Origin of the sequence: Hyphomicrobium zavarzinii ATCC 27496, assembly GCF_000383415.1 — a bacterium.
In the GTDB taxonomy this organism is placed as follows: domain Bacteria; phylum Pseudomonadota; class Alphaproteobacteria; order Rhizobiales; family Hyphomicrobiaceae; genus Hyphomicrobium_C; species Hyphomicrobium_C zavarzinii.
The window spans coordinates 467818-489983 of record NZ_KB911257.1 but is presented as its reverse complement, the minus strand read 5'-3'; the positions used below and the strand labels follow the sequence as shown (position 1 = coordinate 489983).

At 64.4% G+C, this 22166-nt stretch carries 21 protein-coding genes; 6 read left to right on the top strand and 15 right to left on the bottom strand.

All coding sequences use genetic code 11. The annotated features are described in order from the left end of the window. Positions 1-13: 13 nt before the first annotated feature. The 4 genes from F812_RS0110220 to leuS all read right to left on the bottom strand — a co-directional run bounded on the left by F812_RS0110220 (position 14) and on the right by leuS (position 5555). On the bottom strand, positions 14-1015 hold the full coding sequence (locus tag F812_RS0110220) for an adenosine kinase (RefSeq protein ID WP_020085879.1): 1002 nt from the start codon (positions 1013-1015) through the stop codon (positions 14-16). A 71-nt stretch (positions 1016-1086) separates the two neighbouring features. Then, positions 1087-2139: a DNA polymerase III subunit delta gene (gene holA / locus F812_RS0110215; RefSeq protein WP_051113811.1), complete on the bottom strand. Its 1053-nt coding sequence runs from the start codon at positions 2137-2139 to the stop codon at positions 1087-1089. A gap of 100 nt (positions 2140-2239) precedes the next feature. Beyond that, positions 2240-2809, bottom strand: a complete 570-nt coding sequence (gene lptE, locus F812_RS0110210; RefSeq protein WP_020085877.1) for an LPS assembly lipoprotein LptE — start codon at positions 2807-2809, stop codon at positions 2240-2242. A 109-nt stretch (positions 2810-2918) separates the two neighbouring features. Beyond that, on the bottom strand, positions 2919-5555 hold the full coding sequence (gene leuS, locus F812_RS0110205) for a leucine--tRNA ligase (protein WP_020085876.1): 2637 nt from the start codon (positions 5553-5555) through the stop codon (positions 2919-2921). Positions 5556-5935: 380 nt separating this feature from the next. Between leuS and fic the strand changes: the two genes are divergently transcribed. The 3 genes from fic to F812_RS0110190 all read left to right on the top strand — a co-directional run bounded on the left by fic (position 5936) and on the right by F812_RS0110190 (position 8801). After that, positions 5936-7099, top strand: coding sequence for a protein adenylyltransferase Fic (fic, locus tag F812_RS0110200; RefSeq protein ID WP_020085875.1), 1164 nt, complete (start codon positions 5936-5938; stop codon positions 7097-7099). Then, complete coding sequence (locus tag F812_RS0110195; protein WP_020085874.1) at positions 7096-7767, top strand: YggS family pyridoxal phosphate-dependent enzyme; 672 nt, start codon at positions 7096-7098, stop codon at positions 7765-7767. Before fic ends, F812_RS0110195 begins: the two co-directional genes overlap by 4 nt. Positions 7768-7892: 125 nt before the next feature. Next, a complete protein-coding gene (locus F812_RS0110190) occupies positions 7893-8801 on the top strand; it encodes a hypothetical protein (protein ID WP_020085873.1) in 909 nt (302 codons plus the stop codon). A gap of 246 nt (positions 8802-9047) precedes the next feature. Here the strand turns inward: F812_RS0110190 and F812_RS0110180 are convergent, their stop codons facing one another. Together F812_RS0110180 and F812_RS0110175 are read right to left on the bottom strand one after the other, a co-directional pair. Further along, on the bottom strand, positions 9048-9575 hold the full coding sequence (locus F812_RS0110180; RefSeq protein WP_020085871.1) for a Crp/Fnr family transcriptional regulator: 528 nt from the start codon (positions 9573-9575) through the stop codon (positions 9048-9050). Positions 9576-9762: 187 nt separating this feature from the next. Further along, complete coding sequence (locus tag F812_RS0110175; protein WP_020085870.1) at positions 9763-10449, bottom strand: response regulator transcription factor; 687 nt, start codon at positions 10447-10449, stop codon at positions 9763-9765. Positions 10450-10578: 129 nt separating this feature from the next. On the opposite strand from F812_RS0110175, the gene F812_RS0110170 reads away from it, so the two are divergent. Beyond that, positions 10579-11151, top strand: a complete 573-nt coding sequence (locus tag F812_RS0110170; RefSeq protein WP_245257662.1) for a L,D-transpeptidase family protein — start codon at positions 10579-10581, stop codon at positions 11149-11151. A 133-nt stretch (positions 11152-11284) separates the two neighbouring features. Here the strand turns inward: F812_RS0110170 and F812_RS0110165 are convergent, their stop codons facing one another. From F812_RS0110165 to tesB, 4 genes are all read right to left on the bottom strand, one after another. Then, positions 11285-12721 carry an ammonium transporter gene (locus F812_RS0110165; RefSeq protein ID WP_020085868.1) on the bottom strand — a complete coding sequence of 479 codons (1437 nt, stop codon included), beginning with the start codon at positions 12719-12721 and terminating at the stop codon, positions 11285-11287. A gap of 512 nt (positions 12722-13233) precedes the next feature. Next, positions 13234-14553 carry an ammonium transporter gene (locus tag F812_RS0110155; protein WP_020085866.1) on the bottom strand — a complete coding sequence of 440 codons (1320 nt, stop codon included), beginning with the start codon at positions 14551-14553 and terminating at the stop codon, positions 13234-13236. Between the two features lie 44 nt (positions 14554-14597). After that, complete coding sequence (locus tag F812_RS0110150) at positions 14598-14936, bottom strand: P-II family nitrogen regulator (RefSeq protein WP_026868007.1); 339 nt, start codon at positions 14934-14936, stop codon at positions 14598-14600. Between the two features lie 239 nt (positions 14937-15175). Further along, on the bottom strand, positions 15176-16078 hold the full coding sequence (gene tesB, locus F812_RS0110145) for an acyl-CoA thioesterase II (RefSeq protein ID WP_020085864.1): 903 nt from the start codon (positions 16076-16078) through the stop codon (positions 15176-15178). 124 nt (positions 16079-16202) lie between these two features. On the opposite strand from tesB, the gene F812_RS0110140 reads away from it, so the two are divergent. Beyond that, on the top strand, positions 16203-17465 hold the full coding sequence (locus F812_RS0110140; protein WP_026868006.1) for an FAD-dependent monooxygenase: 1263 nt from the start codon (positions 16203-16205) through the stop codon (positions 17463-17465). A gap of 8 nt (positions 17466-17473) precedes the next feature. On the opposite strand, the gene rimM is transcribed toward F812_RS0110140, so the two are convergent. The 5 genes from rimM to ffh form a co-directional block, all read right to left on the bottom strand. Next, on the bottom strand, positions 17474-18064 hold the full coding sequence (gene rimM, locus F812_RS0110135) for a ribosome maturation factor RimM (protein WP_020085862.1): 591 nt from the start codon (positions 18062-18064) through the stop codon (positions 17474-17476). Positions 18065-18086: 22 nt separating this feature from the next. After that, positions 18087-18464: a hypothetical protein gene (locus tag F812_RS0110130; protein WP_020085861.1), complete on the bottom strand. Its 378-nt coding sequence runs from the start codon at positions 18462-18464 to the stop codon at positions 18087-18089. A 208-nt stretch (positions 18465-18672) separates the two neighbouring features. Next, positions 18673-18855 (bottom strand): hypothetical protein, encoded by a 183-nt coding sequence (locus tag F812_RS0110125; RefSeq protein ID WP_020085860.1) that lies wholly within the window; start codon positions 18853-18855, stop codon positions 18673-18675. A 322-nt stretch (positions 18856-19177) separates the two neighbouring features. Then, a complete protein-coding gene (gene rpsP / locus F812_RS0110120; protein WP_020085859.1) occupies positions 19178-19549 on the bottom strand; it encodes a 30S ribosomal protein S16 in 372 nt (123 codons plus the stop codon). A gap of 97 nt (positions 19550-19646) precedes the next feature. Then, complete coding sequence (ffh, locus tag F812_RS0110115) at positions 19647-21206, bottom strand: signal recognition particle protein (protein WP_020085858.1); 1560 nt, start codon at positions 21204-21206, stop codon at positions 19647-19649. Positions 21207-21623: 417 nt separating this feature from the next. Between ffh and F812_RS23425 the strand changes: the two genes are divergently transcribed. Then, on the top strand, positions 21624-22121 hold the full coding sequence (locus F812_RS23425; RefSeq protein WP_083929150.1) for an EF-hand domain-containing protein: 498 nt from the start codon (positions 21624-21626) through the stop codon (positions 22119-22121). The last annotated feature ends 45 nt before the right edge of the window (positions 22122-22166 follow it).

Below are 22166 nucleotides of genomic sequence, written 5' to 3'. Positions count from 1 at the left end.
TCCCGCTCGCGCCTCAGCCAATCAGCCCCCGCATCCGCCCAAGATGCGCGAGCTTCACCTCCGGCCGCGCGCCCATCTGCCCAATGATCTCGGCCGCCGCGAAACTGCCGAGCTTACCCGCCATCGGCAGCTCGTACCCGCGCGCGAGACCATAGAGGAAACCCGCGGCATAGAGATCGCCCGCACCCGTTGTATCGATCACCTTTTTCACCGGCTCGGCCGGGACCAGGATCGGCGTGCCATCTGACACGATGACCGAGCCCTTCTCGCTGCGCGTCAGCACCGCGAGCTTGGTATCGCGCGCCACGTGCTTCACGGCCTCGTCGAAGTCCGACGTCTCATAGAGCGAGAGGATCTCGCTCTCGTTGGCGAACAGGATGCCGATGCCGGAACGGATGAGGGCCAGGAACTCTGCCCGGTGACGGTCGACGCAGAACGAATCCGAGAGCGTGAGCGCCACGCGCCGACCTGCGCCGTTCGCGATCTCCACGGCCTGCCGGAAGGCCGCCTTGGCCTCGTCGCGATCGAACAGATAGCCCTCGAGATAGACGATGGACGCAGCCTTGATGACCTCGGGGTCCACCTCGCCCTGATCGAGATCGGTGCTGATGCCGAGGAACGTGTTCATCGTGCGCTGCCCGTCGGGCGTGACGAGGATGAGCGAGCGCGAGGTTGCCCGGCCCGTATCGACCACCGCGGGCGTGTTGAAGCTCACGCCGGAGGCGCGAATGTCGTGGCGGAAGATGCGGCCAAACTCGTCCTCGGCCACCTTACCGATGAACGCCGAGCGCCCGCCGAACGAGGCCACGCCGACCACGGTGTTCGCCGCCGAACCGCCCGAGATTTCGATCGCCGGTCCCATGGTCTCGTAGATCTTCCCGATCGTCTCCGGCTCCACGAGCCGCATATGACCCTTGGGCGCCCCATGCCGGTCGAGGAAGCTGTCGTCGCAGCGGCCGATGATATCGACGATCGCATTGCCGATCGCGACCACATCGAATTGCGTGCCAGGCATAACGTCTCTCCCCCGAGTATCCGAAAAAACGCGCACTATAGGCTTTGCGACCCGGCGCGCAACGCGCGTGCTCAAGTTTGACGGGCTCGTCCCTGTCCGGCGCCGTCCCGCACCATCATGGCGAGCCCCAGGACCAGCCGTTCAGAGAACGCCTCCTCGAGCGACCCCGCAAGGCGGGCGGATTTGGCGGCCGCCGAAATGCGCGACAGCGCATCCGACAAGCGAGGCCCGGTCCAAAGGCGGCATTGCGCGGCAAAGGCGTCCTTCTGCTTGAAATGCAGGGGCGGGCGCATCTGACGCAGCGCATCCTCCATCGAGGTGCCCCGGTCGAGAGCACTCCGCACGCGATGCAACTTCTGGAAATGCCGCTGTGTCGCGGCAATGATCGATTGCGGGCTCTCGCCCGAGGAGACGGCGCGCCCGCATTCTACCAGCGCGCGCGCAACCTGCCCGGACGCGGCGGCGAAGGTGATCCGCTCGAGCGCCAGCTCCGACACATCGCCGACGACTGCTTCCACATCGTCGACACTGATCTCCGCTCCGCCATCGACGTAGAGCAGCAGCTTCTCGATCTCGCCGCGCGAGAGGGCCCGGTCCGCCCCGAGCCGCTCCACCAGCGCCTGACGCGCATCGGATGAGATCGTGATGCCAGCCTCCCGCACCATTTCGCGGATCAGCGCATCGAGATCCTGCGCCGCATCGGCGTAGCACGCGATCGCCGCCGCCGACGGCGCCTTCTCGAAGAGCGCGCGCAGGGAATCCTCGGGCTTGAGATTGCCGGCCTCGACGATCAGCACGCCTTCGAGTGCTCCGCCTTCGACCAGAGGCTTGAGTGCGGCCGCGTTCACGCGCCGGCTCGCCGTCGTGCGAATGATCTTGGGTCCGCCGAACATGGGCACCGTCCCGAGTTCCACCACCAGCCGGTCCGGATCGGAGTCGAGGTCTGCATCGTCGAGACGAAGCAATTCGCCGGGAGGATCGAAGCGTCGCGCGGCGGCCTTCGCCAGCACCTGCGCCCGCTCGCTCACGAGGCCCGCATCCGAGCCGAAGAACAGCACCGCGCGGATCTTGGGATCCGGAGAGGCGAGAAACGCCTGAGCCTGATGCGCCTTCACCGCAACCATGGAGAGCGCCTCGAAAACCGATCTTCTGACATGAGCAATTCCGCTCTCATACGCGAGAGAGCGCGGCTGCGCCACCAATTGGATCTCATGAGAGGAAGCGCTAGGCGCCGGCGAGATGCGCCGAGAGGCGCGACTTGAGGTCTTCGCCCACAACCTTGGCGGCGCGGTTCTCGGCATCCTCGCGCGCGCGTACGTTGGAGAAGATCGACTTGTTGCGCTCGAAGCTGGCGCGGCCGTAGCTCGTGCCGGAGAGCACCACCGACTTGTCGGAGATCCGGACGAGCTGGAACTTGGCTTCGATGCTGTAGACCTGCCCGCTCGAGTCACCGTCGATAAGGACGAGAGTGGAGGTCACGCTTTCGCGGATCGCAACATCGAGCTTGAACTCGGGGTTCTGCACCTCGCCGCCGCCGCCAGTCGCCTGGAAGATCAGCTCGTTGCGGATCTGCTGGCCTACGCGGCCCGGAATGGTGGAAACGGAAACTTTGGCGAGCCTCGCGTCGGCAGCCGCGCCGCCGAGCGACGTCGAGCCGTAGAGCGGACGGAAGCCGCCGTTGCCACAAGCTGCGAGAAGGGGCGTAACCACGACGGCAGCGAACACCAGCCGCGAAACCGCGCGCCAGCTGACAGCACCGCCCTTAGCGTTCCGGTTTTCAACGCTCGAACGCATAATCCCGCCTGCCAGAGTCCCGCCTGCCCCTAGCCATGACCGCCTCGAACCGAACCGGCCCGAATAAGGAGATCATGGCTCCACTCAAAGACCCGGGGCGTCAGACGCCCTAGGCAACGACATTCACAATCCTTTGCGGCACGACGATGATCTTCTTGGGCGACCGCCCCTCGAGAGCCCGCACCACGGGTTCGAGCGCGAGCGCAGCCGCTTTGACCTCGTCTTCCGCAGCGTCACGGGCGATCAGAAGCTCGTCGCGACGCTTGCCATTCACCTGTACGGCAATGGTGATCTTATCGTCAACGAGCAACGCCGCCTCGACCGCGGGCCAGGGCTGATTGGCCAGCAAAGTGTTGTATCCAAGCCGCGCCCAGCATTCTTCGCCCAGGTGTGGCATCATCGGGCCGATCATCTGGATAAATAGTTCGCCGGCTTCCCGGAACACCCATGCAAAATCTTCGCTGATCTTTCCGCCTGCACCGAACTTGGCGAGAGATGCAGACAAGATGTTGGTAAACTCATAGATCTGGGCGACGGCAACGTTGAAGCGCAGCGCTTCGATGCTCTGCGCCACGGAATGGGCCGCCTTGTGGGCCGCGCGCCGCAGCGCCAGCGCATCGGGAGAGAGCGTCTCGGGCTTCGCGGTCCCGCGCGGAGCCGCCTTCTCGGCCAGATCGTCCACCACGCGCCAGGCGCGCTGGATGAAACGGCCCGCGCCCTGGATGCCGGCTTCGGTCCACACCACATCGCGCTCGGGCGGACTGTCCGACAGCATGAACCAGCGGGCGCAGTCCGCACCCCACCCCTCGATGATGTCATCGGGGTCGACCAGGTTCTTCTTGGACTTCGACATCTTCTCGATGGAGCCGATCACCGCGGGCTTGCCCGTGGCCAGCTCTACCGCGCTCCGCCCCTCGCCTTCCCCTTCGAAACGGATCTCGCTCGGCAAGAGCCAGGCGCCGGTCTGGGACTTGTAGGTTTCGTGGGTCACCATGCCCTGGGTGAACAGCGCGGCGAACGGCTCGCGCAGGTTCTTGGACCCGTGCCCCGCATCCGAGATCGCTCGATAGAAGAAGCGTGAATAGAGAAGATGCAGGATCGCGTGCTCGATGCCACCAATGTATTGATCGACCGGCAGCCAGTAGTTTGCGGCGTCCGTGTCCACAGGCACGTCCGCATGGGGCGCCGTGAAGCGCACGAAATACCAGGAGCTGTCGACGAACGTGTCCATGGTGTCCGTCTCGCGCCGCGCGGGCTTGGCGCACTTCGGGCACGGCACGTGCTTCCACGTCGGATGCCGGTCGAGCGGGTTACCGGGCTTGTCGAAGGTGGCGTCGTCCGGCAGCCTCACCGGCAGATCCTTTGCAGGAACCGGAACGATGCCGCAGTCGTCGCAATGGACGACCGGGATCGGACACCCCCAATAGCGCTGCCGCGAGATGCCCCAGTCACGAAGCCTGTAGTTCACCTTGCGCTGGCCGGTAGGCTTTCCGCCGAGCGTCGCGCCTTCGAGCCGCTTCGCCGCCTCCTCGAACGCCGCCTCCGTCGAGAGCCCATCGAGGAAGCGCGAGTTGATCATCGTGCCGTCGCCGTCGACGGCCGTCTCGCCAACCGTGAAGCCTTCGGCCTTCGCGCCCGGCGGCAGGATCACGGGGATCACCGGCAGATTGTAGGCGCGTGCGAAATCGAGGTCGCGCTGATCGCCCGCGGGGCAGCCGAAGATCGCGCCCGTGCCGTAGTCCATCAGAATGAAGTTCGCCACGTAGACCGGGATCGTCCAGTCCGGATCGAACGGATGCACCGCGCGGATGCCGGTATCGAAGCCGCGCTTGTCCGCCGTTTCGAGATCAGCAACGGACGTGCCCATGCGCCGGCACTCGTCGGAGAAGGCGGCGAGCTCCGGATTGGTCTCGGCCGCGGCCCGCGCCAGCGGATGGTCAGGGGCGATCGCCATGAACGACGCGCCGAACAGCGTGTCCGGCCGGGTCGTATAGATTTCGAGCTCCGAATGCCCCTTGGGCGCCGTCGCCGTGTCCAGCGCCCAGCGCACCAGCATGCCCTCGGAGCGGCCGATCCAGTTGGCCTGCATGAGGCGCACCTTTTCCGGCCACTTGTCGAGCGTTCCGAGCGCTTCGAGCAGCTCGTCCGAATACTGGGTGATCTTGAAAAACCACTGTGTCAGCTCGCGCTGCTCGACGAGCGCGCCCGAGCGCCAGCCGCGGCCGTCAATCACCTGCTCGTTGGCGAGCACCGTATGATCGACCGGGTCCCAGTTGACCTTCGACGACTTCCGGTAGGCGAGCCCCTTCTTGTAGAGGTCGAGGAACAGCCTCTGCTGTTGAGCATAGTACTCCGGGCTGCAGGTCGCGATCTCGCGGCTCCAGTCGAGCGAGAGACCCATGGACTTGAGCTGGGTCTTCATCGTCTCGATATTGGCATAGGTCCACGTCGCCGGATGCGTCTTGCGCTCGATGGCGGCGTTCTCGGCCGGCATGCCGAAGGCGTCCCATCCCATCGGATGCAGCACGTTGAAGCCCTTGGCCCGCTTGAAGCGCGCCACCACGTCGCCCATCGCATAGTTGCGCACATGCCCCATGTGGATGCGCCCCGACGGATAGGGGAACATCTCGAGCACATAGCATTTGGGCTGCGAACGGTCGTCGGACGCGCGAAAAATCTCGCCCTCCTCCCAGACCTTCTGCCAATGCTTCTCTCGTGCGGGCGCGTTGTAACGTTCGGTTGCCATGGAAGGGTAAACTCGCGGGGCGTTAAGAATGGCGCGTACTCAGCCCGAAAGGGGGGGCCGGGTCAAGGAAGCGGTTGCGCGCGCTTGTGGTTTGGACATGCGCCTATTTGGCGGCCCGGCGAACACGTCCCGCCGGATGCGTCCATCTCGTGAACACATCTGGCCTCATATGTTCACCAACATACTTTTTGTATACATATCCGGCTAAACGTGTTCGTTTGATAGACCTGTCCCGCCAAATATGTTCACAAATTCTCATTACGCGAACATATAAGCCTTGATAAGGTCCTCGAATGCGCATATCCCCTCCCATATGTTCACGAACTATGACTTCGTGAACATAAACCGCAAAAACACACGCCACACCGAGAGGCCGCGTGATGGAAGACCTTGGACCCAAATACTCAGGCTGGCCGCCGCCGGGCATCCCCATCGATCCGAGCAAGCCCTTCAACGACCTGCCCAGGCTGCCGCCGGCATTCGAGCTCGACTCCAAACAGATTCTGAAGGCCACGATGCCTGCGCGCATCGCCGTGGCCGAGCTTCGTCTCGCCGGACGCGACATCCCCGATCAGTCGGTGCTGATCAACACGATCCCCCTGCTCGAAGCCAAGGACAGCTCCGAGATCGAGAACATCGTCACCACCAACGACGCCCTGTTCCGCGAAGCCAGTCACGCCGACGACGGCAACGACCTCGCCGCCAAGGAGGCGTTGCGCTATCGCGCGGCGATCTACCATGGCGCCGAATCTTTGAAATCGCGGCCCCTCACCGCGCGCACGGCAATCGAGATATGCAGCCACATCAAGGGCGTTGACCTCGACGTGCGTGCAACGCCGGGCACGACGCTTCGCAACTCGTTCACCGGAGAGGTCATCTACACACCGCCGGAAGGCGTTGACACGCTGCGCGCGCTGCTCGCCAACTGGGAGCAGTATGCGAACACCGCCGACGACATCGATCCGCTCGTGCGCATGGCCGTGCTGCACTACCAGTTCGAGGCCATTCACCCCTTCATCGACGGCAATGGCCGCACCGGCCGCATCCTGAACATCCTGGTGTTGCTCCAGGCCGGACTGCTCGACATTCCGACGCTCTATCTCAGCCGCCATATCGTGCGCACCAAAGGGCAATACTACGCCTTGCTGCAAGGCGTGACCCAGCGCGGCGAATGGGAACCGTGGGTGCTCTACATGCTCACCGCGGTCGAGACCACAGCGAGATGGACCAACATGCGCATCCGCGCCATCCGCGACCTGATGACGGATACGGCGGCTTATGTGAGCGCCAATGCCAGCAGCATCTATTCGTGGGAGCTGATCCAGACGATCTTCGCGCAGCCGTACACGCGCATCGGTCACCTCGTGGATCGCGGCGTCGCCAAGCGCGTTGCGGCGTCCCGATACTTGAAACAGCTCGCCGCAATCGGCGTGCTCCACGAGGAGAAGGTCGGCCGCGACAAGCTCTTCATCCACCGCAAGTACATGAAGCTCCTAGGCTCGGACGATCATGCGTTCGAGCCTTATCCCGCGAAGGCACCATGACCGACACTCACTCCCCTGCCGCTGCTCTCGCCGGCGTGAAAGCCCGCCTTGACGCCGCCGCCCGCGAGGCTGGCCGCGACCCGGCCTCCGTCCACCTCATCGCGGTCTCGAAAACTTTCGGCCGGGACGCAATCCTCCCGGTGCTGGAAGCGGGCCAACGCCTGTTCGGCGAAAACCGCGTGCAGGAAGCCAAGGCCAAATGGCCGGAGCTGCGCGCGCTCTACGCCGATCTCGAGCTGCACCTCATCGGTCCCCTCCAGTCCAATAAGACGCGTGAGGCCGTGGAGCTGTTCGACGCCATCCACACCATCGACCGGCCAAAGATCGCCAAAGCCATTGCGGACGAGCAGCAGCGCCAGGGCAAGCGCCTGAAGCTCTTCATCGAGGTGAACACGGGAGAGGAGCCGCAGAAGGCGGGCATCGTTCCAAAAGAGACGGCCGCCTTCCTCGCCCATTGCCGGCGCGATCTCGGCCTCGAGATCTCCGGCCTCATGTGCATCCCTCCGGTTGAGGAGGAAGCCGCCGTGCACTTCGCGTTCCTCGCGAAGCTCGCGGGCGACCTCGGGCTTCCCGAGCTCAGCATGGGCATGAGCAGCGATTTCGAAACGGCCGCGAGCTTCGGCGCCACCTATGTCCGCGTCGGCTCGGCCATTTTCGGAGCACGCTAGGCCCCCTATTCCGTGGCTACCCACAGCTTTTGCCGTCGCTTTTCCACGCCGCCGTCGGCCTTAGACGGCCGCGAGTGCTAGCCTTTTGCGAAGTACGTGATTCGCTTCAACGAAGGAGACCCGGCATGACAGCATCCGCCCTCAAGGTGGCCGACGCCAGCGCAGACGCCGCGGCCGCCGATGCCGCGCGCGACGCACGCGCCGAAGCCGCGAAGCAAGCGGCTGCCGAGGAGCGGACGCGCAACACGGCGAAAAAGAAGCCTACGAAAAAGGTGTCCGACGGCTGGGACCGCTTCCTGGTCGACATCTGGATTACCGATCTCAACTTCACGGAGTTCGGTCTTTACAAGCGCACGCGCAACCGCGCGAAGTCCCGCCAGTTCACCTCCGACATGGATATCTTCGGAGAGATCATCGAGAACGGCGAGCGCACCGGCCTCTTCGGCTACCGCGAGGAGCTTTGGAAGAAGGCGCAGGGCATGGACAAGCGCCTCGTCTTCAAGCTCTTCACCGAGAACCTCAACTGGCGCGCCACCATGGATCTCATGATCGGGCGCTCGCTTCAGCAGACCATCGGCGCTCGTGGCCTGCCGGTAATGACCTATTCGATCAACACCGATGACGATAACTACATCATCTATCTGGAGCGCTCGGCCAACAAGTGGCCGTTCATGCCGGAGAACTTCTCGTTCTTCATCATCGACAACAAGGGCAAGCCCGAATTCTACCGGTTGAAGCGCGATTTCATCAATCTGGGCGGCGACTATTCGCTGATCGATCAGACCGGCAGCACCATCGGCTACATCGACGGCAAGGTGTTTTCCATCGGCGGCAAGTGGAAAGGCCGCCTGCGCACGGGCACGGACAAGCGCATCATGACAGTGATGAAGCTGTTCGGCGCGATGATGGTCTTCAACGGCGACTGCCGCCGTCACATGAAGCGGCTCTACAAGGGTATGCTCGCAGGCAAGATCAAGCCGGAGCTCGATCGCCAGGAAGCCGATCTCTACATGAACCCGCGCCGCGTTCGCTAAGGGATTTATCCGCACGGTGGATGCCGCTTCATAAGCAGGCGAGCAAAAACCTGGAGCGCGCGCACCGCAAGGCTCACACCAAACGTATCTGGATCCCGGCCGCTCGTGCGAAGCGCGACTTCGTCACGACGCCGGGATGACGTTGACGCATAGCCAGTCTGCCCGCCTTATTTGAGCGTCATCCCGATGAAGATCGGGATCCAGCCGCACGAGACATGTTCGAGGCGAGAGCGACCTTCACGCCGCTCAATGAAGCGCGACTGCACTCGCCGCTTGAGAGGCGGCCGCATCCGCTGCGGCCAGCACAGGAGTGCCGCTGATCTCCGCGAGCGAGCGGTCGATGTCCCTGAGCCCCTCGACGAACGAGGAGAGCCGCCCCGAGATCTTCTCGATGAAATGATCGGCCAGCGTAGGATCGGCCGTCATGTGCGCGAGCATTTCCGAACGCGTGATACGCAGCGCTCGCACAGGCGTCTTCGCCACCACGGTCGACGTGCACTCGGTCTCGATCAGCATCGTCATTTCCGAGATGAGCGCACCTGCGGGAATAGCCTCCCCGCTGCCGGCTTCGAGCCCCGGGCCTTCTGTGCGCACCGCCTCGCCCGAAACGACGAGCACGGCCGCATCTGTTTCCGCGTGCGCCGTGACGATCACGTCACCCGGCTTGTACACGATGCGATCCGCGCGCCGCGCGATCTCGGTGAGCTGCAGCGGCTTCAGGCCCTGAAATAAGGGCACGTTGAGAAGAGGAAGAACGAGTGCATCGATAGCCATAAAACAACCCCCGCAACAAAACCCGCACGATCGGCACACCGCACGCGTGCCGAAACATGGAAGCGGACTGGGCGTCACCCTCTGGCGCGAGACGCCCTTACGCTCGCCACGAGGGAAAGCTCGGGCGATTCGGCCCCTTGGGTCCAGGCCCGCCCGGAGCCCTGTTGATGGCTGAGGAATAACCTGTTTACGCCGAAAGCTTGTAGCCGCCGGTCTCCGTCACCAGGATCTCGGCATTCGAGGGATCTTTCTCGATCTTCTGACGCAGACGATAGATATGCGTTTCGAGCGTGTGCGTCGTCACGCCGGCGTTGTAACCCCACACCTCGTGCAGCAGCGTCTCGCGCGAGACCACCTTGTCGCCCGTGCGGTAGAGATACTTGAGGATCGCCGTTTCCTTCTCGGTGAGGCGGATCTTTCCGCCCTTCTCGTCGAGCAGGAGCTTGGAAGCGGGTTTGAACGTGTAGGGCCCGATGGTGAAAACCGCGTCCTCGCTCTGCTCGTGCTGGCGCAGTTGCGCGCGAATGCGCGCCAGCAGCACGGCGAACTTGAACGGCTTGGTGACGTAGTCGTTCGCGCCCGCATCGAGGCCGAGAATCTGATCGGCATCGCTGTCGTTCGCGGTCAGCATGATGATGGGGCTCTTGAAGCCCGTCTTGCGCAACAGGCGCACCGCCTCGCGCCCGTCCATGTCGGGAAGGCCAACGTCGAACACGACGAGATCGTGATGCCCCGTCTTGGCCGCCTCGATGCCCTTGCCCGCCGTCCCCGCCACCGACACGTCGAACTCGTCGTGCAGCGCCAGTTGATCCTGAAGGGACCCGCGGAGATCCTCGTCGTCGTCGACAAGCAGGATCTTGCGTGCAGCGCTCATGATCGGCGGCTCCAGTTCAAAAGTTGCAGCTAACGTATAAAGGATTTCGGGTACGAAGCCGACACGTCCGTACCAGCCCACCCTGGACGCATCCTCTTAGCATCTGCTTCCCGCCTGAGGTAGGGTGCCGTGGCCCGGAGGGTTATCGAACCGGCCGACCGGTGGAAAAGGGGATCTGCCATCACCGTCCGTAACATCATCGTGAGGAGCCTCACGCCCCGCAGCACGGTGGGCAGGCTGACATGCGGCAGCCTCACGCTCAAATGTGCCTTGGGCCGAAGCGGAATTCGCACCGCCAAGCGCGAAGGCGATGGCGCGACGCCGCGCGGCAGGTTTGGATTCGAAAGCGCCTATTACCGCCGCGACCAGTTGCGTCGCCCTGTCACGCCCCTCGCCGTGCGCGAGACCAGACCCGATGACGGATGGTGCGACGCAACAGAAGATCGCAACTATAACCGCTTCGTAAAGCACCCCTATCCGGCGAGTGCGGAGCGTCTGTGGCGCCGCGACAGGCTTTACGACATCGTGGTCGTGGTCGGCTACAATCGCCGCCCGCGCTATCGCGCGAAGGGCAGCGCGATCTTCATGCACGTGGCCGAGGCGAGCTACCGCCCAACCGAGGGATGCGTGGCGCTCGCGCGGCAGGATCTTCTCAAGGTGCTTGCCGCCATCGGCCCCCGGACCCGCCTGATCGTCATCTGACAAAAAAAGAACCCGGAGCGCGAAGCCCCGGGTCGAGTTTAGAGCACGTCTAGGGGAGACGCGTGCTCGGGAGCCTAGCGATCGGAAGAAACCTGCCGGGCGGAGGGCCGGCAGGCTCCCGAGGAGGCGAGCCTTAGTGGTTGTAGGCCCGCTCGCCGTGATCGACGATGTCGAGACCCTGGCGCTCGTAGTCCGTACCCGGACGCAGACCGATCAGGATGTCGACGATCTTGAACAGGATGGCCGAGAGGATGCCGGTCCACAGCAGCGTGAAGCCGACGGCCTTCGCCTGGATGATCACCTGGGTGACCATGTCGTAGGAGCCGGGCGCAAGCTCGCCGGGCTTCGAGATGTAGTCGGCAAGACCCGACCCGCCGAGCTCCGGGCTCACCAGGATGCCCGTGGCGATCGCGCCGATCATGCCGCCGACGGCGTGCACGCCGAACACGTCGAGGCTGTCGTCGTAGCGGAGCAGGTTCTTCACGCCCGTGCAGAACATGAAGCACACCGCGCCGGCAACGAAGCCGAGCACGATCGCGCCCATCGGACCGGCGAAGCCAGCGGCCGGCGTGACGGCCACGAGACCGGCGACCACGCCCGACGCCAGGCCAAGCAGCGAGGGCCGGCCCTTGACCAGCCACTCGACGGCGATCCACGAGAGACCGGCCGCCGCCGTTGCAACGAACGTGTTGATCATCGCCATCGCAGCCGTGGCGTTGATCTCGAGGTTCGAGCCGCAGTTGAAGCCGAACCAGCCGAACCACAGCAGCGCGGCGCCGACCATCGTGAGCGTCAGCGAATGCGGAGCCATCTGCTCGCGGCCATAACCGACGCGCTTGCCGATCATGAGCGCGCCCACGAGACCCGCGACACCGGCGTTGATATGCACCACCGTGCCGCCCGCGAAGTCGATCGCACCCCACTTGAAGAGCAGGCCCGCATCGTTCAGCACTTCCGAGAGCTTCGGCTCACCGGCCTTAGCGGCTTCCGCGAACACGTCGGGCCCGCCCCAGTACCAGACCATGTGCGCCATCGGGAAATAGACGAACGTCACCCACAGCGCGACGAACAGCATGATCGCCGAGAACTTCACGCGCTCGGCGAGCGAGCCGATGATGAGCGCGGGCGTGATGCACGCGAACGTCATCTGGAAGGCGACGAACGACAGCTCGGGAATATAGACGCCGTTGGAGAACGTGGCGGCAAGCGTCGTTGCATCGACGCCTGCGAGGAACATCTTGGAGAAGCCGCCGACGTAATCGTTGAGGATGCCGCCGTTGGTGAAGGCCATGCTGTAGCCGTAGGTCACCCAGATCAGCGACACCATGCACGTGATGGCCAGCACCTGCATGAGAACGGAGAGCATGTTCTTGGAGCGCACCAGGCCGCCGTAGAAGAGCGCGAGCCCCGGAACGGTCATGAGCAGCACGATGATGGTCGACAGAAACATGAAGGCGGTATCGCCCTTGTCGACGGTCGGCGTCTGTGCGAGCGCCGCACCGGCCGAGCCCAGCGTGAGCGTCAGGGCTGCTGCGCAGCCCGCGACGCGCTTGAGTAGTGTTGGTGTCATGGTCCCAAACTCCCTCGTGTTGACCCCTCGAGTGGCACGTGAGCACCGCGCCAGTTTCGGAGTAGATCCGCCGAACGTGCCCCCGGGCAGCCGTGTGCCTTGATGCGCGGGCCTGTCGCGCCCGCCAGACGACTTCGTGCTTGAAGGATGTGATGAGTGCCGGATCAGCTTCATGAAACGCCCCCGGTATGTCTGCCCCGGGGAGAGCAGCCATACCGGCAAGGCGAATATCAAAACTCATGCCAATCGCTCGGCGTTCGCCAACGCGTTGAAACGCTTGCGAGATATGAAGAAGCCCACTCCCGACATGAGCGAACGGCGCTCATCCGAGGCCCGAATTTCAGGCAGATTCTCGATCGAGCCCATTATTTGTGCGGCACGGCCGCTGCCGATACGCGCTGAAGCGCGTGACGACCACGCACGCAAGAAAAACGGCCCCGAAGCTTGCGCTCCGGCGCCGCGAGAGAGAAAGAGCCGATCGGCCGGCGGCGCAGACCGCCGGCCGAGTGGTCTTACTGCACGGTCTCGCCGTGGAGACCTGCATCGAGGCCTTCGACCTCGACGGCCTCCGACACGCGCAGACCCATCACGATGCGGATCACGAGCAGGATCACGAACGTCGCGACCGCGCACCATGCGATGGTGGCAAGCACGCCGTAGACCTGCGTCCAGACTTGGCCGACGTTGCCCTCGAGAGCACCCGCCGTGCCGCCGATAGCTTCCTTCGCGAACACGCCCGTAAGCACTGCGCCGACGATGCCGCCGACGCCATGGACGCCGAACACGTCGAGGCTGTCGTCATAGCCGAGCGCGCGCTTCACAGCCGTCGAGGCGATGTAGCAGATCACGCCGGCAGCCAGGCCGATGAAGATCGCGCCGATCGGATCGACGAAGCCGCAAGCAGGCGTGATGGCGACGAGGCCGGCGATGGCGCCGGAGCAGATGCCGAGAATGGTCGGCTTGCGATGCACGATCCATTCGACGACCATCCACGCGAGCGCAGCGGCAGCCGTGGCGACCTGGGTCGAGAGAGCGACCATGGCAGCCGACGAGTTCGCGGCAACGGCCGAGCCGGCGTTGAAGCCGTACCAGCCGACCCACAGCAGCGAGGTGCCGATCAGCGTCAGGACGAGGTTGTGCGGAGCGAGGTTCTCGACACCGTAGCCCTTGCGGCGGCCGAGCATGATCGACGCGACGAGGCCAGCGATACCGGCGTTGATGTGCACCACGGTGCCGCCTGCGAAGTCGAGCACGCCGTCCTTGGAGAGGAAGCCGCCGCCCCAGACCCAATGGCAGACCGGGATGTAGACGATCACGGACCACAGCGCCATGAAGACGAGCAGGCTTGAGAACTTCATGCGATCGACGACCGAGCCGATGATCAGCGCCGGGGTGATGGCGAAGAACGTCATCTGGAAGAAGACGAACAGCGACTCGGGGATGGTGCCCTGCAGGCTGTCCTTGGTCACACCGGCGAGCAAAGCCTTGGAGAGGCCGCCGATGTAGGCCTGCAGATCGCCGCCGTCCGTGAAGGCGAGCGAGTAGCCGAACAAGGTCCAGACGATCGAGAGCAAGCAGACGGTGGCGAACACCATCGCGCAGGTGTTGAGCACGTTCTTCTTGCGGACCATGCCGCCGTAGAACAGTGCGAGGCCCGGAACGGCCATCATGAGCACGATGACGGACGAGACGAGCATCCACGCCGTGTCGCCAGAGTCGAGCGTCGGCGCCGGCGCCGCTGCATCCTGCGCAAACGCCGGCAGAGCGGCGAGCGAGAGCGCGGCAGCGGTCGCGAGGACCCCGGTCGCACGTGTGAACAAGTTAGACTTCATTTCGTGAACTCCCCTGTCTTTCAAGCTATGTGCATCCCGCATGTTCAGAGCGCCGCGTCGTCGGATTCACCCGTGCGGATGCGCAGGGTGTGCTCGATCGAGGAGACGAAGATCTTGCCGTCGCCGATTTGGCCGGTCTTGGCGGCTTTCACGATCGCTTCGACCGCCTTGTTGACCAGCGCGTCGGCCACAACGACCTCGATTTTGATCTTGGGCAGGAAGCTCACGGCGTACTCAGCGCCGCGGTAGACCTCGGTGTGACCCTTCTGGCGGCCGTAACCTTTGACCTCGGTGACGGTCATGCCCTGAAGGCCGATGTCGGTCAGATTCGACCGCACCTCCTCCAGCTTGAAGGGCTTGATGACTGCAGTGATAAGCTTCATGGAGAGCACCCCTTGAGTTTCGTCCCCGCTCCGTTGGAAGGCGTGAGACAGGCCTCCGACATGCCGCCAGCAACTGCGCTGGCAACAATCGACGGAGAGAGAGTCAAGAGCTGTGCCAAGTCCGGGCATCCCCCGTAGAGGATTGAATCAATTCATATTTTTGAAACGAAGGCCCACAAAATAGGCAAGGGGACAGCGCGAAGCTGCCCAAGCTTTATGCACTGAACGGCGTTTGCTGATTATTTAATCAGGAAAGCTGTCTGCCGCTTCCGGATCAGCCCTTCCTGCGCCGTGGAGGCGACGAGCCGGCCGTCACGCGTGAAGAACGATCCCCGGCAGAAGCCGCGGGCGCCGGACGCATTGGGACTGTCCTGCGCATAGAGCAGCCAGTCGTCCACGCGGAACGCACGATGGAACCACACGGCGTGGTCCAGGCTCGCAAGCTGGATGTCGGTATCGAACAGCAGCTTGCCGTGCCCGATCAGGGCGGTGTCGAGCAGCGTGAAATCGGAAGCGTAGGCGAGCACGCACTGGTGGAGCCGTGCATCGTCCGGCAGCGGCCCATTGGCCTTGAGCCAGATGTGCTGCTGCACGGGGCGCTGCGGATCCCGGCTGAGGTAGCGCGAGACGTCCACCGGCCTCAGCTCGATCGGGTTCTCGCGCTGCCAATAGCTGCGCATGTTTTCCGGCAGCGTGTCGATGAGCTGCGCCATCAGCTCCTTGACGGAGGGCAGAGCCTCGGGCGGCGGCACGTCCGGCATGGTGAGCGCATGCTCATAGCCCTCCTCGTCCTTGTGGAAGGAAACGCTCATGGTGAAGATCGCCTGCCCGTGCTGGATCGCCTTCACCCGCCGGGTGGTGAAGCTGCCGCCGTCACGCGTCCGCTCGACCTCGTAGAGGATCGGATGGGAGGGGTCTCCCGCCAGCAGGAAGTCGCCGTGCAGAGAGTGGATCGACCGCGCCTCGGCCACGGTACGCCCTGCCGCGACCAGCGCCTGCCCGAGCACCTGCCCGCCATAGACGCGCCGCCACCCCACCTGCGGCGTGAACCCGCGAAACAGATTGAGCTCCAGCGGCTCGAGATTGAGAATGTCGAGCAGGCCGGCAAGCGCACGGCACGGTTGCTCTTGACCTGCAGACATGGAGACTCCCCGCAAAAGATGCTAACCACGGCGGGACGGACGATGGGCTGCCGGACCGGATGGGTCAAGGCAACCAACTGTAGCAGGCTGGCCCTCCGCCCGCCTCACAACCCCGCGGGGGCCAATGGCCGAAACGCACGCGACACGACGTTTTGACATTGTGATCTCCGGCGCGAGCTTCGCTGGCCTCGCCTTCGCGCGCACGTTGCTCTCCGCGCTTGGAAACGAAATTCGCATCGCCATCGTCGATCGCACAGCTCGCACCGGCACGCCTCTGCCCGACGCCCGCGCCTTCGCCCTGTCCGCAGGCGCACAGCGCATGCTCGACACGCTCGGCATCTGGAAAGACGTGGCTGCTGCCGCGCAACCCGTGAGCGAGATCGAGATCACGGACTCGAGCCTCGAGGCCGGCATCCGCCCCGTGCTGCTGAAATACGACAACCACCTCGATCAGGCGCGCGGGACCGGCAGCGCCGAGCCCGCGAGCTACATTGTCCCCGCGACGGCGCTCGAGCAGGCGCTCTATCGCTCCGTCGCATCCGACCCCAGCCTGACCTTTATCGTGCCAGGCGAGATTGCGAGCTTCACCGATACGGGCAGCGCCGTCGCCGTCACACTCCGCGATGGAAGCACGATCGCCGCCGCGCTGCTCGTCGGCGCTGAAGGACGCCGTTCCGCCTCCCGTGACGGCGCAGGCATCAAAACCATCGGCTGGCGTTATGGCCAGACGGCAATCGTCACCACCATTGCCCATGAGCGCCCGCACAACGGCCATGCCGTGCAGCACTTCCTGCCGGGCGGTCCGTTTGCGATTTTGCCGCTTCCTGGAAACCGCGCCTGCCTCACCTGGAGCGAGGAGGAGAACGAGGCCAAGCGCATCCTGGCGCTCGACGACGAGGGCTTTCTCGCCGAGATCGAGACGCGCGTCGCCGGCCGCCTTGGCAAGCTTTCGCTTGCGGGACCGCGCCAGGCATGGCCGCTCGAAATGCACCTCGCACGCGCTTACGTGGCGCCGCGCTTCGCGCTGCTCGGTGATGCCGCCCATGGAGTTCATCCGATCGCTGGGCAGGGCGTGAACCTCGCCTTCCGCGATGTCGCCGCCTTGAGCGAGATCGTCGTCGATACGCTCCGCATCGGACTGGATCCGGGCAACCTGGAAACGCTCGGCCGCTACGAGCGCTGGCGCCGGTTCGACTCGGCCCTCTCCGCCGCGGCTTTCGATGGCCTGAACCGTCTGTTCTCGAACGACGCGCTTCTGGTGCGGGCCGCCCGCGACTTTGGCCTCGGCCTCGTGGACCGGATGCCGGCCCTCAAGCGCCGTCTCGTGTCGGAAGCGGCTGGCCTCACTGGCGATCTGCCACGGCTCTTCAAATCCGAGCGGCTGTGACGCGCACGTTACGCGTCCTCCTGCCCCTCTCCCTCGTTCGCTTCCGCGGCCCCTTCATCGCCAGCATTCACCTCTTCGGGAGGTGACAGCACGATGGTGCCGCCGTCGAGATCCACGCGCAGCACGACTTGCTCGGTCATCGGATAGAGCTCTGTGCGGCTCTTGCCTTCGGGGCGAACCTCGAGAATGTCACCAGCCCCAAAATTGAGAACCGCCACCACCGTGCCCAGCGCAGCGCCTTGCTCCGTCACAGCGGCCAGCCCGACGAGGTCGGCGTAGTAGTATTCGCCCTCCTCCGCGGGTGGCAGCCGGTCGCGCGGAACGTAGAGCGAGACGCCCTTGAGCTTCTCGGCGGCCGTGCGGTCTTTCACGCCGTCGATGCGGCAGATGAGACCCTTCTGCGTGCCGCCCTCGACCGTAAGCACGAACCGCGCATTGCCGTCCTCGCTCTCGAGCGGACCATAGTCGCCGATCGCTTCGGGGTCGCCCGTATGGCTGCGCACCAGCACCGCGCCCCGAATCCCGTGAGCGCCCATCACATGCCCGAGCAGCACGCGCCGCACCGATTTGCGCTCACCCGCGCCGCCGTCCTGCGTCATCGATCAATGCCGTTATCTGTTTTCAACGCTTGAGAGGGCCGACGAACCGCAGTTCGACCGCCATGGGAACGCCGGACACGTCCACCACTGCGGACGAGACCGGCCTGGGCGGCTGGAAGCGCCCCGACACATCGACGAAGGCCCCCTCGGGCCCTGCTTCGAGCCCCGTAAGCAGCACCCCGTTCGGAGGAACCGCCAGCCGCACCTCGACGAGCGCCTCGCCGCGAACGGCATCATACCGGTAGCATCCCTTGAAGACACCCCCGTAGCGATCGGAGCCGAGAATCTGTCCGCCGCGAAGAACGGCGAGCCCGTCGCCGCAGGCGCTCAGGCCTGCTCCAGCGTCGCCTTCGCTTGGGAGAAGATCGAAACGCAATCCGTAAACGCCTTCGTCGAGCATCGCGTCAGCCCAACAAATTGCTGCTCGTTATTCGTGCCGGAATGAATGCGAAACGCTGCCGCGCCCGCGCGCCTGACAAATGTCAGACGGCCGATTGTCTCGGCGAGACTTAAACTACCACGGATTGCAGGCGCGAGAGCCATCACCTCCTCGCATCCTTAAATCGCGAGGAGCGACGCCAAGGCTGGCAAGGGAAAACCCGGATGGGCTATTGCAGCCGCTCGATCCGGTTGCCGATCGCGAGCGCGTAGAGCCAGAGCCGCCGCTCTTTCCTCGTCCACGTATCGGTGTCGGGCTTCTCACTCATAAGGGCGGTCCCCTGGACCAGCACCTCGTTACGCCGATCCCACCAGGCCGCCTCGGCCTCGCTGAGATTGGATCTCAATGTCATCGAAAAAGTCCCCGAATGTTTCGCAGAAACACCCGGTTTTCCGGACTTGCGCCGGCCAACCGGCCGCCCCTGCCCCCAAGAGCCTTTGCCGCACAGACGGGCCGCCGACCCACCTCGACCACGACGGCCTTGATCTCAAAACTATGACAATTCGCGCTTCCCTGCGACACCCAGGCGGGTAGGGACCCGCAACAAGTTCGTCACTGATGCTGAATTGCAGCGGCAGCTTTGGGCCCGTGGGCCAGCAAAACGCACACGGGCGCCCGGCCCATACGGCCGGACGCCCGTGCTGAAGATATCGGCGCTAAGACGGTGCCGTCTCTTACGCGTCGCCGCCCGCAGCAGCGGCGGCAGCTTCCTCGGCGGCCTTCGCCTTGGCGGCAGCGCGCTCCTGAGCCTTCTTCTTCGGCTGCGACTTCTGCGGGTTGTTGCGAGCTTCGCGCTTCAGAAGCCCGGCGCCGTCGAACAGGCGCTCGACGCGGTCGGTCGGCTGCGCGCCAACCGAGATCCAGTGCTTGCAGCGGTCGAGGTTCAGCTTCACCCGCTCCGGGTTGTCCTTCTTGAGCATCGGATCGAAGGTGCCGATCTGCTCGATGTAGCGCCCATCGCGCGGAGAGGCGCTGTGCGCGACGACGATGTAGTAGTAGGGCCGCTTCTTGGCGCCACCGCGCGAAAGACGGATCCTGGCTGACATGGAATGAAGTCCTTTCTTCTTTCGTATCGAGTTTTGGTTTGGCAGCTCGCCGGCGCCTCGGATGAAAATCCGGAGCCCGTGGTCGCTGCCGGATTCGCTATTTCTTCTTCCCCGGGAAACCGGGGAATTTCGGAAGCTGCCCGCCAAGTCCGGGCAAACCGCCACCAAGACCCGGCAGCCGCGGAACACCGCCGCCTCCAAGCCCTGGCAATCCTTTCGGCAATGCATCCTTGAGATCGGCCGGCAACTGCTCGAGCGCCTTCGGATCGAGCTTGGCGAGCTCGCCCTGCATTTGAGCGATCTCGGCCTCGGACGGCCCGCCACCGCCGCCCATGCCGAACATGCGCGACATCATCCCCCGGTTCTTGCCCATGGCCTTCATCATGTCGGCCATCTGCCGGTGCTGCTTCAGCAGCTTGTTGATGTCCTCGACCCTGGTGCCGGACCCGGCCGCGATGCGCCGCTTGCGCTTGGCATCCAGAACCTTGGGCTGGCGGCGCTCCTTCGGCGTCATCGACGAGATGATCGCGCGCTGGCGCTTGAGATCCTTTTCGAGACCGGCTTCATTGATCTGCGCCTTCATCTTGCCGATGCCGGGCAGCATGCCGAGCACGCCACCCATGCCGCCGATCTTCTCCATCTGCGCGAGCTGCTCGGCGAGATCCTCGAGATCGAACTCGCCCTTCTTCATCTTCTGGGCGATCGACTTCGCTTTCTCGACGTCGATCGTCTGCGCCGCCTTCTCGACGAGGCCGACGATGTCGCCCATGCCGAGGATGCGGCCGGCAACACGCTGCGGATCGAAGTCTTCGAGCGCGTCCCACTTTTCGCCGGTACCGAGCAGCTTGATCGGCTTGCCGGTGACAGCGCGCATCGAAAGCGCCGCGCCGCCGCGGCCATCGCCGTCGGCGCGCGTCAGCACGGTGCCGGTGATTCCGAGACGGCTGTCGAAGGCCTTGGCCGTGTTGACGGCGTCCTGGCCGGTGAGGCTGTCGAGCACGAGCAGGATCTCGTGCGGCTGCGTGGCGGCTTTGACCTCCGCCACCTCGACCATCAGCTCCTCGTCGAGCGTGGTGCGGCCAGCGGTGTCGAGCAGCACCACGTCATAGCCGCCGAGACGCGCCGCCTCCATCGCACGCTTGGCGATCTGGATCGGCGTCTGCCCGGCGATGATCGGCAGCGTGGGAACCTCGGTCTGCTCGCCGAGCACGCGAAGCTGCTCCTGCGCCGCGGGACGGCGCGTGTCGAGCGACGCCATCAGCACTTTCTTCTTGTCGCGGTTCTTGAGCCGCCAGGCGATCTTGGCCGTGGTGGTCGTCTTGCCGGAACCCTGCAGACCGGCCATCAGAATGGCAACCGGCGGGGCGGCATGAAGATCGATCGGCTGCGCATCCGAGCCCAGCGTCCGCACCAGCTCGTCGTTGACGATCTTGACGACCATCTGGCCGGGCGTGACCGAGCGCAGAACCTCCTGGCCGATAGCTTTGGTCTTCACCCGATCGATGAAATCGCGGACCACGTCGAGTGCCACGTCGGCCTCGATCAGCGAGCGGCGCACTTCTCGCATCGCCTCGGAGACGTCGTTCTCGGTCAGCGCACCGCGTTTGGTGAGCTTCTCGAAAACTTGACCCAGCCGGTCTGACAGCGATTGAAACATCGAAACCTTTCTGCAAAACGGGAAACGCACCCGAGGGCGCGACGCGCTGTCGGGTGTGGACCCCCCTGCCTCCCGGCTCCTTTGGACCAAGATCGCGCCGAACCTCGGGGTCCGGACCGGATCGTAAGTCCCAAAAGTGGGCCATGTGCAGGGCGGCGGCTCTGAAAAACAGGGCCATCGGAATTTGGCGGCACCATCACCGATCAGGCGCCCACTGTCAACGCTCAGTCCATTAACCGGTGGACGGCGGCCCGGCGCGACGCCTTGCCTCACCGACTCGGCCTTAAAATGTGGGCACGGGACCCTGACGGATTGTCAGGGGGACCGCGGGCAAACCATAATTCCGCACAGATCTAAGCCCAGGGAAGACGAATTCCCGGGGATACGGGGCCGGGAACCCCCAGGGGGAGGACTCATATGTTGCAGAGACGCGCTTTAAGCGCGCTATCGGGCTTGGCTCTGGCATCGGCCGTCGCGGCCGGTGGTTGCGCCTCAGGCGGCAATCCGTTCGCCAAGACCAACGATTTCGACCGCACGTTCATCGGCGCGGCGCAGACCTGGGACCTCGACAAGAACGGAACCGTCACCTGCGAGGAGTGGACCCAGTACATCACCACCTCGTTCCGAGAGGCCGACGCCAACGGTGACGGCGCCCTCGACGCCCAGGAATATCAAACGCTGGTCAAAAGCGACCGTCTCTTCGAGATCGCCAATATCGCCTACTACGACGCCAACGGCGATGGCCGGGTGACGCTCGAGGAAATGACGGGCAAGCCCAACGTCGCCTTCAAGCTCCTCGACCGCAACCAGGACTGTCAGATCGACCGCACCGAGACCGTGCAGGTGCACGGCATCGACAAGGTGAAGCCCAAGGACGACGGCGGCACCTCGGATCAGACCATCCCGCGCCGCTAAAAATGAAGGGCAGCGCCACCGCTGCCCTTCCGGCCTCCCATGAGG